Origin of the sequence: Rhodococcus sp. NPDC058521, from assembly GCF_042719695.1 — a bacterium.
GTDB lineage: Bacteria > Actinomycetota > Actinomycetes > Mycobacteriales > Mycobacteriaceae > Rhodococcus_F.
In genome coordinates, this window is record NZ_JBHXNL010000001.1 from 345,967 (window position 1) to 359,529 (window position 13,563).

Here is a 13,563-nt window from a genome sequence, read left to right on the forward strand (position 1 = left end):
AGTGCCCGGATCGGAAATAGGAGGGGAATATGTCAGGCGGAAGTACCAATGTCGATACCGCGGCGGTGGCCCAGGCTTCAAGCAACGTCCGTCAGGGAGCCGAGGACATGCAGGCCACGGTCAAGATGGTCGATGGTCGAGTCCAGGACATCAAGACGGCGTGGGGCGGCCGTGCCAGCGGGAGCTTCCAAACGCTGATGGATGAGTACCGGTTGAAGTCTCAGAAGCTCCACGCTGCGCTGGACGAGATTTCGTCCTCACTTGATACTTCTGGGAAGACGTTTGATGACTCTGAGGACACCGTGGCAGCTTCTGTCAGCGAAGTAACCAGCTCCTTGGGTGATCTGCGCTGAGGCTTTCGCTGTATCCGACATCTGCATCGACGAGTAAGGACTTCACATGACTGACCCCGGCCAGATCAAGTATGAATTCGGGCAAATCCTCGCTATGGCTGACGCCCTCAAGGGCGACGCCGGAACCTTGGACAATTCACACGAAACATTGCAAGGGCATATCAACACACTCATGAACACGTGGGACCCGGAGAGTGACTCGGCGCAGGCGTTCCAGGGCGTTCAAAACCGTTGGAATCAGTCCAACAGGGAAATGATCGAGCTCCTGGGGCGGATCAGCCAGACAGTCCGGGAGGGCGCGGAGAGGATGAACGAGACGGAGCGCATGAACGCGGCGAGGTTCGCGGGCTGACGTCTTCTGTGCAGAGGGGCCTCGTAACCGTTTGGTTCGAGGCCCTTTTCTGTGTGCTGCGACGCAAATGGGGAAGGGCTGCATCCTGGTTTTGACCGCACCGTCGCCCGGCCGGTATCGTTTCTCGGTGGCGTGCCGTACGCCGCTGCATTCACGTGTCGCAGTGGCAGGCGGTTCTCGGGTCTCAACTGGCCGCCGAGAATCGCTCGAACGATACGCAAGGCCAGCAGCGATTGAACAAGACGAGGAAGTTCTGTGTCTACGTACACCCCGAAGGCCGGAGATGTGACCCGCACGTGGCACGTCATCGACGCCACTGACGTGGTGCTCGGCCGCCTTGCCGTCCAGGCAGCAAACCTGCTTCGCGGCAAGCACAAGCCCACCTTTGCCCCCCACGTTGACGGCGGCGACTTCGTCGTCATCATCAACGCAGAGAAGGTCGCCATCAGCGGTAACAAGCGCGATGGCAAGTTCCTTTACCACCACTCCGGACACCCGGGTGGCCTCAAGTCCCGCTCGGTCGGCGAGGTTCTCGAGAAGAACCCCGATCGTCTCGTGGAGAAGGCCATCGTCGGCATGCTCCCCAAGAACAAGCTGGGACGCGCCATCAGCAGCAAGCTGAAGGTGTACGCAGGACCGAACCACCCCCACGCCGCGCAGTCGCCGGTGCCATTCGAGATCAAGCAGGTGGCCCAGTGACGGCGCCGGAGGAGCAGAACGTGTCCAACCCCGAAGAGATCACCGAAGCCGTCGAGGTTGCGTCGGACGAGTACGTGTCCGTCGAGGAGCCCGGCGTCGTCGAGGACATCGAGGCTGCCGCTGCTACGCAGGCCCCGATCGTCATCGATCGCCCCATCCAGGCCGTCGGTCGCCGTAAGGAAGCCATCGTTCGCGTTCGGCTCGTCCCCGGCTCCGGCGAGTTCAAGCTGAACGGCCGCACCCTCGAGGACTACTTCCCGAACAAGGTGCACCAGCAGCTCATCAAGGCACCCCTGGTGACCGTCGAGCGCGACGCCGCATTCGACATCACCGCCCTCCTGACCGGTGGCGGACCCTCCGGCCAGGCCGGCGCACTGCGTCTCGCGATCGCTCGCGCACTCATCGAGGTCACCCCGGACGACCGTCCCGCTCTCAAGCGTGCCGGCTTCCTGACCCGTGACGCCCGCGCCGTCGAGCGCAAGAAGTACGGCCTCAAGAAGGCCCGCAAGGCATCGCAGTACTCCAAGCGCTGATGTGCCGCCGAGGTCACCTCGCGAAGAGGTAGATCTCGGCACCTGTTCTCCTCGAGGGCAGGCGTCCAGAGTTACCGGACGCCTGCCCTCGAGGCATATGTGTGGTGTTCGAACGAAGTGTGAAGGATTTGGTTGATGGGTCGGATGTTCGGGACGGACGGCGTTCGCGGATTGGCGAACGCGGATCTGACGGCAGAACTGGCGTTGAAGGTGGCCGCAGCGGCTGCGTCCGTCCTGACTGTTCCGGGAAGCACCCGGCCCACGGCGGTGGTCGGACGGGACCCACGTGCCAGTGGTGAGATGCTCGAGGCCGCGGTTGTTGCCGGTCTCACCTCTTCCGGAGTCGATGTCCTGAACGTCGGCGTGCTCCCAACCCCCGCGGTTGCCTACCTGACCGCGAACCTGGATGCGGCGCTCGGAGTGATGATCTCCGCGTCCCACAACCCCATGCCGGACAACGGCATCAAGATCTTCGCGGCAGGCGGCCACAAGCTCGACGACCGGGCCGAAGACCGTATCGAGGCCGCAATCGCCTCGGGTGAGCGTCCACTGTCCCCGACAGGCGCCGGGATCGGCCGGGTACGGACCGTCGCGGATGCAGGCGAGCGCTACCTCGCGCATCTCGCTAGTGCGTCCACTCGCTCTGCCGAAGGGCTCACCGTCGTGGTCGACTGCGCACACGGTGCAGCATCGGCCATAGCTCCCGCCGCGTACGAGGCGGCAGGTGCGCGCGTCATCGCGATCAACGCGGAGCCCGACGGACTGAACATCAACGACAACTGTGGCTCGACGCATCTCGAGATGCTTCAGAAAGCAGTCATCGACAACAGCGCCGACCTGGGCTTCGGACACGACGGCGATGCCGACCGCTGCCTCGCAATCGACGCGACCGGGTCCGTCGTCGACGGTGACGCGATCATGGCGGTACTCGCCGTGGGCATGCGCGACGCAGGTGAACTGACCGACAACACCCTCGTCACGACGGTGATGAGCAACCTCGGTTTGCACATCGCCATGAAGGAAGCCGGGATCACGCTGGCCACGACCGCGGTGGGCGACCGGTACGTCCTCGAGGCGCTGCGCGACGGGGGTTTCGCGCTGGGCGGCGAACAATCCGGACACATCGTGCTGCCCGCCTTCGGTACGACCGGCGACGGTGTGCTGACCGGCCTTCGACTCATGGACCGAATGGCGGAGACGGGTACGGCGATCGCCGACCTCGCCGCCGTGATGACGACGCTGCCCCAGGTCCTCGTCAACGTGCGCGTCGCCGACAAGGCTGCAGTCGCCTCGGATGTCTCCGTGCGGACAGCGGTCGAGGACGCCGAGCGGCGACTCGGCGACTCCGGCCGCGTCCTGCTGCGCCCCTCCGGGACCGAGCAGTTGGTCCGAGTGATGGTGGAGGCCACCGATCTGGACGTCGCTCGCGGCATCGCGGAAGAGTTGGCCGCCGCTGTGTCGGCTGTGTGAACTACCGTATGAGCTGATCGATGGCCGGGGTGGAACCGAATCGGATGCCGGTGCGTCCAACCCGGTAATCGGATCGGTGAGTCGGATTTGAAGGGTGGGGGATTCGAATGGAACTCGATGTCGAAGCGGTCAACGGGGTGGGGGCGGGTTTCGTCGACGTAGCGGAGGCACTGTACGACGCCGCCGCGAAGACGAGAACGCTGGAATTCACGGGTGCGCGCGCAGGCCGCGAGTATGCGAGCGAAGGCACCGCCCTCCACGAGGGCATGCTGCGAATCGCATCGGTGCTGGATACGTGGTCCGCGAGTTCGGGTGCATTCGGTGAGTCGGTGCTCAGTGCAACGGCACGAGTGGTCGACACGGACCGGGCGCACGCCGACGACGTGAATCGAGTCGATCGGTGACCGATCGGGACATCGCAGATCTCGAACCAGCCGCGGGGTTCCTCCTCGATCCGGAACAGGCACTCGATCGGGGTGCCGTCGGGCTGGAATACTTCGAACAGTTCCTCCCCGCCGCACGGCGAATCGGTGTCGAGCACCGGGAGTACCCCGACTACTGCGCGAAGTACGACGTGGAGCGGGGTCTGGACCTGAGCACACTCGAAGGTGACGCTGACATCGTCGAAGCTGCCGCAGGGGCCGCCCGGTCGGCAGCCGACGAACACGGCGTCGCCGTGTATGCGCTGTCTTCGGCGTGGTGGGACGGTGCCGGCGCCGAGGCATCCGCCTTCGCCGCGCGGATTCGTGACAGAGCTACCGCTTCTGCCGAACAGCTCACCTCCACGGCCGAAGCGTTCGCCGAATTGCCGAACACGCTTGCCCAGGCAGTGCAGACGAAGGCATTCGAGGTGGCGTCCCTGCACGAATCGACCGTGGCCGGTTACACGGCACCCCAGGTCGACGTGCTCGTCGAGATAGCGGAGCTGGCCGAGGGCAGTCCGTCGTACCGCGTCGAGAGCCTGGTCGCCGACGCCGCGCGGTGGTGCCCGGCAATTGCCACAGCCGCGGCCAAGGCCAACTCCGATGGCGGCGACCTGTCCGTTGCTGTTGCCGAAGCTGCACGGGGATGGCTCCGAGATTCGTTCGCGCCCTGCTACATCCGCGTGCGGGACCTGTTCGACGATGCGTGCACACGGTGCACCGAAGCCGTTCGATCCGCGTATCGAGCCGTGTCCGACGAAGCGCAGAAGATCGCACTCGAGGAGTTCCCGGTGCCGGGGAGCTTCGTACAGCAGCCGTCGGCTCCCCCCACAGTTTCGGCACCCGAGCCGTCTCCTACGGTGCCTTCGTACCGCGAGATGCCGACGAGCCCCGAGAGCGCGGGCGCGCCCACCACACAGCCCACCCCACCCGGTCCAGCTGGACCGGGTTTCTCACACAACGCCGAATCCACCGCACCCGCTGCGCACGACGCTCAGCCGCCCACACCGCCGTCGAGTCCCGGCACGACGCCGGGAAGCGTTCAGCCCGGCGGTGGATACAACAACCTCGATGGGATCGGTCCTCTGCCTGGCAACGCGGGACTGTCGGGGTTGTTGGAAAACGGCCTGCTGAACGGTGGGTTTCCCAACGTAGGATCCTTCGGGACCAGCGGACTCGGCGATCTCGGTTCCGTCGGGAGCGGCCTGAGCAGCCTCATCGGTGACGTCCGATCGCTTGTCGAGCCGGTTATCGGCGACGTGGTCTCGGCAATCACCACACACGGTGAGGACGAGTCGGAGAACGATGTCGATGCGGACGACGACTCCGCGGCAGATGAAGGGGACGCGCCCGAGGATGCCGCTGGGCACCGGTCCGAGGACGTGAAGAGCCTCGAGCTGAAGTCGGACGGAAAGACGTGGACTCTGGCCCTCGAAGATGGCGGGATTTCGCTGAAGATCGACGACGTCGACGGTGAATCGACGGAGTACGGCATCGAACTCGGTCCGGACGGTGTACCGCGAATCGTCGTATCGAACGAGTCGGACTGCGCGGCTGACGAATCCGGCGACGCCGAGGTAGCGAATGCCGACGGAGGACACACGGGTGTCGGGGAAGGGAAGGTCGTCGAGGAATCGATCGGCGCGCCCGCTCCGGTCGACGAGCCCGAGGTCGCCCACGACGCCGGTGTTGCCGAACCGCCCATGCCCGCTCAGCAGACTTCCGAACCTCCGCTGCCCGAGACGCCCATGCCCGAGACACGCGTGCCGGATGCGCCCGTCGATGATGCCGCCGAACCCGAGCTGGCGACGGTGTCGCCCGAACCAGGCGCTGCGGCGGAATCGCCCAGTCAGGTGGCCGGAAACTCGGAGACCGCGGGACTCGAATCGACTCCGGACGATGACGGCGATTCAGGTGCGGAGTTGGCCGAGGCAGGGCCCCTGTGAGTTGTGAACCGAGCGCACTGAGCGTGCTGTGACGTCCGGTGCGGAGAGGTTGCGTGAGCTCAGGGCGCTCATGGATGCGGACCTCGAACGATTCCGCGAACGGCTGGCCGAGGCCCGGCAACTCTCCGAGGACCTCGCCGGTGCGAATCCGGCCGTCGACCAGGCACTCACTCGCTCGTCGTATCCACCCGACCAGGACGAGGCACCGGACTACCGGCCGGCCACCTGGCTGGTCTGACGGATCAGTCCTGGGGAAGCGGGGTGGTGAGTTCCGAACCCGGCTCGGTGTCGTGATCGAACGGGTCCACCACCGTGCTGCGCGGGATGTCCGAATCTGCCTCCGCGAACGCACTGTACGTCTTGTCCTCGGTGAGCACGTTCAGGAGGAAGCCCGTGAGAAGTGCACGCGTGGTGGTTTGCGTCTTGTGTTCCGCACTTGCCACACCGACGGCGCCGAGCAGGCGGCGTCCCTCGATGAGTCCGGAGGACGATGCGCCGTCCACGGTGCGAAGGATCGCGTCGCCACCCCATTCGGTTGCGAGGGCCGTGGCATTGCAGCTCATCGAGTCGATGTCCTGTTCACCGGCAAGGATGAGCGACGGTGCGGAGACGTTGGGGGCGTACTTTTCCGCCTTGGGGGCGGTGGGAGCCGGGAACAGCGCGGCAACGGCTCTGACGTCACGCTGCGCGGCGGCGAGCACCGCGGCTCCCGCGCCCATGCCGTGGCCGACGAACGCCACACGATCGGCCTGCACACTCAGCTGCCCCGGGCCGAGGCGCACGCCGAGGCAGATGTCGAGAGCGGACTGCAGATCGGTTGCGAGACCGAGGTGGGAAGGTACGGGGCCCCGTTCACTGTCGGGTGCGGCAACGATGATGCCCCAGGACGCGAGGTGCTCGAGCGTCTTGGCGTAGTGACCGGCGCCGTTCATCCACCCGTGCGCAAAGGCCACCGCGGGCAGATTGAAGCCCGATTCGGGGGTGTACACCACGCCGGGCTGTCCGGCGATGGCCAGGTTTCCGCGCAACACACGGTGCGGGCCGCGCTTCGAGAGAGCGCGGGCGAGGGACTTCAGTTTCGGAGCCACGTCCAAGACGTTAACCGATTTGCCGTAGAGCGTGAGGAAGGGCACGCACGAAGCTGGTCGGGATGCGCGCTGTGCACCGTCGGAGTTCGCATGGCAGGCCGATCCAAGTAACCTGTTGAACCATGTGCGGAATCGTGGGATACGTCGGTCACCGGCAGGCATTGCCCGTGGTGGTCGAAGCGCTCAGAAGGATGGAATACCGCGGCTACGATTCCGCCGGAGTCGCAGTCCTCGACGGCAAAGGGAGCATGGCCGTCGAGCGTAAGGCCGGGCGCCTGTCCAATCTGGAAGCCGAACTCGCGGAGGTGGGCACGGACAAGTTCGTGGGTACCACGGGGATCGGTCACACCCGTTGGGCGACTCACGGTCGTCCCACCGACCGCAACGCGCACCCGCATCGCGATTCCGCGGGATCGGTGGCGGTCGTCCACAACGGCATCATCGAGAACTTCGCGCCGCTGCGCGCCGAACTCGAGAACGACGGTGTCGATCTGCACAGTGACACCGACACCGAGGTCGCCGTGCACCTCGTCTCCCGTGCGTACGCGTCCGGGCCGACGGCCGGTGACTTCGTGGAGAGTGCACTGAGCGTGCTGCGGCGCCTCGAGGGCGCATTCACCCTGGTCTTCACCCATGCCGATCATCCGGACACCATCGTGGCGGCTCGTCGTTCGACTCCACTGGTGGTCGGTGTCGGTGAGGACGAAACCTTCCTCGGATCCGATGTCGCCGCGTTCATCGAGCACACCCGCGATGCCGTGGAGCTCGGTCAGGACCAGGTCGTGATCATCACGGCCGGCGGATACCAGATCCTCGACTTCGATGGTTCCGAGGCGCAGGGGCGTCCTTTCCGTATCGACTGGGACCTCGCGGCCGCCGAGAAGGGCGGACACGATTACTTCATGCTCAAGGAGATCGAGGAGCAGCCGGTCGCGGTCGCCGACACCCTCCTCGGGCACTTCGCCGACGGCAAGATCGTCCTGGACGAGCAGCGTCTGTCGGATCAGGAGCTACGCGACGTCGACAAGGTGTTCGTCATCGCGTGCGGTAGCGCCTACCACTCGGGCCTGCTCGCGAAGTACGCCATCGAGCACTGGACGCGACTGCCCGTCGAGGTTGAACTGGCCAGCGAGTTCCGCTACCGCGACCCGGTTCTCGATCGCTCGACGCTGGTCGTCGCCATCTCCCAGTCGGGGGAGACCGCAGACACGCTCGAGGCCGTCCGTCACGCGAAGGACCAGAAGGCGCGTGTCCTGGCCGTGTGCAATACCAACGGCGCGCAGATCCCGCGTGAGGCCGACGCGGTCCTCTACACGCGGGCCGGTCCGGAGATCGGTGTCGCCTCGACCAAGGCGTTTCTCGCGCAGGTCACGGCGAACTACCTGGTCGGCCTTGCCTTGGCGCAGGCTCGTGGCACCAAGTACCCGGACGAGGTAGCTCGCGAGTACGCGGATCTCGAGGCCATGCCGGAGCTGGTGAGGCGGGTGCTCGAGACCGTGGAGCCGGTGCGCGAATTGGCTCGCGAACTGTCCTCGTCGAGCACGGTGCTGTTCCTCGGCAGGCACGTGGGTTACCCCGTGTCACTCGAGGGTGCGCTCAAGCTCAAGGAACTCGCGTACATGCATGCCGAGGGCTTCGCCGCGGGTGAGCTCAAGCACGGACCGATCGCCCTCATCGAGGACGGTTTGCCAGTGATCGTCGTGATGCCGTCGCCGAAGGGTCGTGCGGTCCTACACTCGAAGCTGCTCAGCAACATTCGAGAGATTCAGGCTCGTGGAGCGCGCACGGTCGTCATCGCGGAAGAGGGCGACGAGGCCGTGCGGCCGTTCGCCGATCACCTCATCGAGATTCCGGCCGCGCCGACGTTGCTTCAGCCGTTGCTGTCGACGGTTCCGTTGCAGGTGTTCGCGGCGGAGGTTGCGCAGTCTCGGGGTTACGACGTCGACAAGCCGCGCAATCTGGCGAAGTCGGTCACGGTCGAGTAGAGCGGCACGGCGTCATCGGACGACGATGGTGCCGTGCATGTCCGGGTGCAGCGAGCACGTGTAGTCGTACGTGCCGGGGTCGGTGAACGTGTGCGTGAACGTTCCCGTGCTCATGAGCGTGCTCCGCAACTCGGTCGCGGCATTGCCGGTGCCCACCACGTCGTGTGCGATTCCTCGGTCGTCGAACTCCCAGGTCACGGTCTCGCCTGCGTCGATGGTGAGGGTGGCGGGGGAGTAGGCCATGCCGGAGACCTCCACGACCGGTCCGGTCGGTGCGGCCGCGGACGGGTCTTCGTCCGATGAGCACCCGGCGAGGGCGGCGAACGTGAGAGCCACGGCCCCGGCGCTCGCCTGGATCCGCGTTCTTCTCGGGTGGGTGTGGATCGTGCTGGTGCGCCCGTTGTGCATGGTTGCGAGCGTAGTCTGACGGCGATGTCCGCCCGAGCGTCGACGGGGGAAGGGAGCGAGATGCGCTGCTATTACACGTCGGACGAGGTGCGTGCTGCCGAGGCGCCGCTGATGGCGGCTCTGCCGGATGGAACGCTGATGCGACGTGCCGCGTACGGGCTCGCCCAAGTGGTTGCCGGCGAACTGAAGAGCCTGACCGGTGGTGTGGTCGGACGCTCGGTCACCGTGGTGGCCGGTTCGGGTGACAACGGTGGCGACGCCCTGTGGGCCGGTGCCCTGCTCCGGCGTCGCGGTGTGGCGGTTCGGGCGGTTCTGCTGGCCCCCGACCGGGCGCATTCGGAGGGCCTCGCCGCGCTTCGCAGCGCCGGTGGCCGAGTGGTGTCCGAGGTGGGAAACCCGGACCTTGTGATCGACGGCATCGTCGGCATCTCGGGGCACGGAGCCCTGCGTCCGGACGCCGCCGAACTGGTAGGGACCGTGCGTGCACCGATCGTCGCGGCGGATCTCCCCAGTGGGGTGGACCCGAACACGGGCGCAGTCGTCGGTCCCGCGGTCACCGCAACCGTGACGGTCGCCTTCGGGGCGCTGAAGCCGGTTCACGTCCTCGCGCCGGCGAATTGTGGCCGAGTGAAACTGATCGACATCGGCTTGCTGCCGGGCGAGTCCGAACTCGCGGCGCTCGATGCGGCGGACGTCGGTGCTGCCTGGCCGACACCGGGCACGGCGGACGACAAGTATTCACAAGGGGTCGTCGGCGTCGTTGCGGGAAGTGCCGGTTATCCCGGGGCGGGAGTCCTGTGTACCGGAGCCGCAGTTGCTGCCACCTCGGGAATGGTGCGCTACGCCGGTCCCTGTGGGCCCGAGGTACTGGCGAAATATCCCGAGGTGATTGCCACCGACGACCACGACAAGGCCGGCCGAGTGCAGGCATGGGTCGTGGGGCCGGGGATCGGCACCGATCCGGATGCGGACAGCATCGTTCAGTCGTTGCTGGCGGCACCCGTTCCGGTGTTGCTCGACGCCGACGCGCTGACACTGGTTGCCGGGTCACCCGAGATCGTTCGTCGTCGAACCGCACCGACCGTGCTGACACCGCACGCCGGCGAGTTCGCGAGATTGACGGGAACGGATCCGGCCGCAGATCGGGTCGCCGCCGTTCGGGAACTGGCGGGGTCCTGGGGCGTCACCGTATTGCTGAAGGGGCATTCGACGGTGATCGCGGACCCGTACGGTCGAACCCTGGCCAACGACGCGGGCGGGTCGTGGGCATCGACGGCCGGAGCGGGCGACGTACTTTCCGGCATCATCGGCGCATTGATGTCGGCCGGAGTCGACCCGCTGAAGGCGGCGGGGATGGGCGCGAGGGCCCACGCGTTGGCTGCGAACGTGGCAGCGCATGGCGGGGGTCTCGACCTGACTGCAGGTCGAGGGACGGCTCCCGTGTCGGCAGGTGTCCTGTTGTCGCAGGTCAGGGAGTCGATTCGAATTCTTCGTGCGGCACCGGGACCCGAACAGGGGGTTCTCGGTCTCGCAGTGGCAGGATCGGAACAATGATGCTTGCTCGACCCGTCCCGTCGGGACACCTGCCTCGGCCGCACGCCGAAACTCGGACGTCGCCGCAGGCGGAAGCCGTGGTCGACCTTGCCGCGATCGAGCACAACGTGCGGGTTCTTCGAGAGCACGCGGGCGATGCCGCCGTGATGGCGGTGGTCAAGGCGGACGGCTACAACCACGGCGCGGTTCGCGTGGCGAAGACGGCCCTGAACGCGGGAGCCCGCGAATTGGGCGTCACGACCCTGGCCGAAGCATTGGAGTTGCGGGCCGCCGACATCGAGGCGCCCGTGCTGGCCTGGTTGCACATGGTGGACGCCGATTTCGGTCCTGCGATCGAGGCCGGCGTGGAACTGGGAATCTGCTCGCCGCGGCACTTGGAAGCCGTCGTTGCGGCAGCTCGTGAAGTCGGGACCACAGCAACGATCACCGTGAAGGTCGACACCGGCCTCAACCGAAACGGGGTGTCGCCCACGGAATGGGCCGACGTCGTCGCCGGAATCGGGAGGGCACAGGCGGAAGGGGCCGTGCGTCTGCGCGGGGTGTTCTCGCATCTGGCGCACGCTGACGAACCACACCACGCGGTGATCGATTCTCAATCCGAGCGCCTTGCCGGTGCGGTCGCAGATGTGAAGCGGGCCGGAATGGCGCCCGAGGTGGTTCACCTGTCGAACTCGGCGGCCACGTTGACCCGCCCGGATTTGCGCTTCGACATGGTCCGCCCCGGGATCGCCGTATACGGGTTGTCGCCCGTCCCCGAGCAGGGCGAGTTCGGATTGCGTCCGGCGATGACTCTGCGAACCAGAGTGGCACTCGTGAAGAAGGTCGCTGCGGGTGAAGGTGTCTCGTACGGGCACCAGTGGATCGCCCCGCGGGACACGACGGTCGCATTGTTGCCGTTCGGGTACGCCGACGGGCTGCCGCGGATCTTGAGTGGACGCTTCGAGGTTCAGCTCGGCGACGACAGGCGCCCGGGCGTGGGGCGGGTGTGCATGGATCAGGTCGTGGTGGACCTCGGGCCCGACGGCGGCGGCGTTCGGGAAGGTGACACGGCAGTGTTCTTCGGCAACGGCGATCTGGGGGAGCCGCATGCCCAGGAATGGGCGGACAAGCTCGAGACCATTCACTACGAGGTGGTCACGGGTGTGCGGGGTCGAACGGTGCGCACTTACGTCGACGCGAAGCAGGAGACGTGAGCCTCTCGGCTCGCCGTGTACTGATCGGCGGCGCGGCCAGCGCGGCGGCACTCGGAGCCGTGACCGGCACGACCGTGTGGCGGAGCGCGACCAGGTCTCGTGGCGACCGGAGGCGGCGCAATGCCCGGAGCGAGGACTTCACGGCGATGTACCGGGACCGACGCAGCGTGGTCCGGTCGGACGACGGAACACCGCTCGTGGTCCGAGAGGTCGGCCCCGACGACGCTCCCGTGACGGCAGTCTTCGTCCACGGCTTTTGCCTGGAGTCGCGGTCGTGGCACTTTCAACGCCGCGATCTGGAGGAGCGTTGGGGCTCGGACGTCCGGATGGTGTTCTACGACCAGCGCGGACACGGCGCGTCGGGAATGCCGGAGAAGTCGTCGTGCACCATCGGACAGTTGGGCGAGGATCTGGCCGCCGTCGTCCGGGCGAAGGCCGTGACGGGTCCGCTCGTGCTCGTCGGGCATTCGATGGGTGGCATGTCGATCCTCGCGTTCGCCCGTCGGTACCCGATCATCGTGTCGACGCGGGTCGCCGGTGTCGGGCTGGTGTCGACGACCGCCGCGGGTCTTGCCGAGAGCGGTGTGGCCCGGAACCTGCAGAACCCGGTGGTCGACGCTTTTCGATTCGCCGTACGAACGTCTCCCGAGCTCATTCAGTCGATGCGCGCAATGGTGCGCGCACTGATCAAACCGGTGCTTCGGGCCGCGTCGTTCGGCACCGATGTGAGTCCCGCTGTGTACCGCTTCTCGGCGTCGATGCTGGACGCGACGTCGGTGGTGACGGTGGTGAACTTTCTGCGGACGCTGGAACTGCACGACGAGTCGACGGCATTGCCGGTGCTGGCGCACACGCCGGCGGTGGTGATCTGCGGAGACGACGACATGGTCATTCCGTTCGGGAGCTCACGTGAACTGGCGGAGGGTCTGCCCGGATCGGAACTCGTGCGGGTACCGGGTGCCGGTCACCTCGTGCAGTTGGAGTTCCCGGACGTCGTCACCGACGCGGTGGATCGGCTGATGCGTCGTGTGCGGCCGACGAACGAGGAAGGAAGACGCGATGTCGGTTGACCCGACGACATTTCCGCCCACCGGAGAAGTCGTCCTCGGCACCGTCGAGGACACCGAGGCGTTCGGCCGTAGGCTCGCGGGCTCGCTGTCGGCGGGCGATCTCGTGGTTCTCGCGGGCCCGCTCGGGGCAGGTAAGACGGCGCTGAGCCGCGGTATCGGGGCGGGCCTCGGTGTGACGGGTCGGGTGACGTCGCCGACCTTCGTCATCGCCAGGACACATCAGCCCGGTAGCCGACCGGACGGGGGACCGGCAGTCGGAATGGTGCACGTGGACGCGTACCGGCTGGGTGGCAGTGGTCCGCACGCACTGGACGAACTGGATGCGCTCGATCTCGACACGGATCTGGCGTCGGCGGTGGTCGTCGTGGAGTGGGGTGAGGGGCTCGTCGAGCAGTTGGCCGATCGGCACCTGCGTATCTCGCTGCAACGCCAACCGGACTCCGATGTGCGTAGTGCCCGGTGGGAGTGGGTTTCGTGAAGGGGTCCGGGC

Annotated in this window: 15 protein-coding genes; 13 read left to right on the forward strand and 2 right to left on the reverse strand. The window is 66.5% G+C overall.

The window, feature by feature from the left end; genetic code table 11:
* Positions 1-29: 29 nt before the first annotated feature.
* From ACFWO3_RS01575 to ACFWO3_RS01610, 8 genes are all read left to right on the forward strand, one after another.
* Entirely contained in the window at positions 30-353 is a 324-nt protein-coding gene (locus ACFWO3_RS01575; protein WP_378572998.1) for a WXG100 family type VII secretion target, read from the forward strand.
* 46 nt (positions 354-399) lie between these two features.
* Positions 400-705 (forward strand): WXG100 family type VII secretion target, encoded by a 306-nt coding sequence (locus ACFWO3_RS01580; protein ID WP_378573000.1) that lies wholly within the window; start codon positions 400-402, stop codon positions 703-705.
* A 255-nt stretch (positions 706-960) separates the two neighbouring features.
* Positions 961-1,404 (forward strand): 50S ribosomal protein L13, encoded by a 444-nt coding sequence (rplM, locus tag ACFWO3_RS01585; protein WP_378573002.1) that lies wholly within the window; start codon positions 961-963, stop codon positions 1,402-1,404.
* Positions 1,401-1,937 (forward strand): 30S ribosomal protein S9, encoded by a 537-nt coding sequence (gene rpsI / locus ACFWO3_RS01590; RefSeq protein WP_378573004.1) that lies wholly within the window; start codon positions 1,401-1,403, stop codon positions 1,935-1,937. The genes rplM and rpsI overlap by 4 nt, the downstream gene beginning before the upstream one ends.
* Before the next feature lie 135 nt (positions 1,938-2,072).
* The gene (gene glmM, locus ACFWO3_RS01595) at positions 2,073-3,407 is read left to right on the forward strand and encodes a phosphoglucosamine mutase (protein ID WP_378573006.1); all 1,335 of its coding nucleotides are present in this window, start codon (positions 2,073-2,075) and stop codon (positions 3,405-3,407) included.
* A 107-nt stretch (positions 3,408-3,514) separates the two neighbouring features.
* Positions 3,515-3,811 (forward strand): hypothetical protein, encoded by a 297-nt coding sequence (locus ACFWO3_RS01600; RefSeq protein WP_378573008.1) that lies wholly within the window; start codon positions 3,515-3,517, stop codon positions 3,809-3,811.
* Positions 3,808-5,775, forward strand: a complete 1,968-nt coding sequence (locus tag ACFWO3_RS01605) for a hypothetical protein (RefSeq protein WP_378573010.1) — start codon at positions 3,808-3,810, stop codon at positions 5,773-5,775. Before ACFWO3_RS01600 ends, ACFWO3_RS01605 begins: the two co-directional genes overlap by 4 nt.
* A 28-nt stretch (positions 5,776-5,803) precedes the next feature.
* On the forward strand, positions 5,804-6,013 hold the full coding sequence (locus ACFWO3_RS01610) for a hypothetical protein (RefSeq protein WP_378573012.1): 210 nt from the start codon (positions 5,804-5,806) through the stop codon (positions 6,011-6,013).
* Between the two features lie 4 nt (positions 6,014-6,017).
* Here ACFWO3_RS01610 and ACFWO3_RS01615 read toward each other — a convergent pair whose 3' ends face one another.
* Entirely contained in the window at positions 6,018-6,863 is an 846-nt protein-coding gene (locus tag ACFWO3_RS01615) for a dienelactone hydrolase family protein (RefSeq protein WP_378573014.1), read from the reverse strand.
* Positions 6,864-6,985: 122 nt separating this feature from the next.
* On the opposite strand from ACFWO3_RS01615, the gene glmS reads away from it, so the two are divergent.
* Positions 6,986-8,848, forward strand: a complete 1,863-nt coding sequence (gene glmS / locus ACFWO3_RS01620) for a glutamine--fructose-6-phosphate transaminase (isomerizing) (protein WP_378573016.1) — start codon at positions 6,986-6,988, stop codon at positions 8,846-8,848.
* A 12-nt stretch (positions 8,849-8,860) separates the two neighbouring features.
* On the opposite strand, the gene ACFWO3_RS01625 is transcribed toward glmS, so the two are convergent.
* Positions 8,861-9,256 carry a cupredoxin domain-containing protein gene (locus ACFWO3_RS01625; RefSeq protein WP_378573018.1) on the reverse strand — a complete coding sequence of 132 codons (396 nt, stop codon included), beginning with the start codon at positions 9,254-9,256 and terminating at the stop codon, positions 8,861-8,863.
* A gap of 60 nt (positions 9,257-9,316) precedes the next feature.
* Here ACFWO3_RS01625 and ACFWO3_RS01630 point away from each other — a divergent pair, with 60 nt between their 5' ends.
* From ACFWO3_RS01630 to tsaE, 4 genes are read left to right on the forward strand one after another with little or no spacing between them, the layout of a single operon-like run.
* Positions 9,317-10,810, forward strand: a complete 1,494-nt coding sequence (locus ACFWO3_RS01630) for an NAD(P)H-hydrate dehydratase (protein ID WP_378573953.1) — start codon at positions 9,317-9,319, stop codon at positions 10,808-10,810.
* Positions 10,807-12,003, forward strand: a complete 1,197-nt coding sequence (alr, locus tag ACFWO3_RS01635) for an alanine racemase (protein WP_378573020.1) — start codon at positions 10,807-10,809, stop codon at positions 12,001-12,003. Before ACFWO3_RS01630 ends, alr begins: the two co-directional genes overlap by 4 nt.
* A complete protein-coding gene (locus ACFWO3_RS01640; protein ID WP_378573022.1) occupies positions 12,000-13,073 on the forward strand; it encodes an alpha/beta fold hydrolase in 1,074 nt (357 codons plus the stop codon). The genes alr and ACFWO3_RS01640 overlap by 4 nt, the downstream gene beginning before the upstream one ends.
* Positions 13,063-13,551 (forward strand): tRNA (adenosine(37)-N6)-threonylcarbamoyltransferase complex ATPase subunit type 1 TsaE, encoded by a 489-nt coding sequence (tsaE, locus tag ACFWO3_RS01645; RefSeq protein ID WP_378573025.1) that lies wholly within the window; start codon positions 13,063-13,065, stop codon positions 13,549-13,551. The genes ACFWO3_RS01640 and tsaE overlap by 11 nt, the downstream gene beginning before the upstream one ends.
* Positions 13,552-13,563 lie beyond the last annotated feature (12 nt).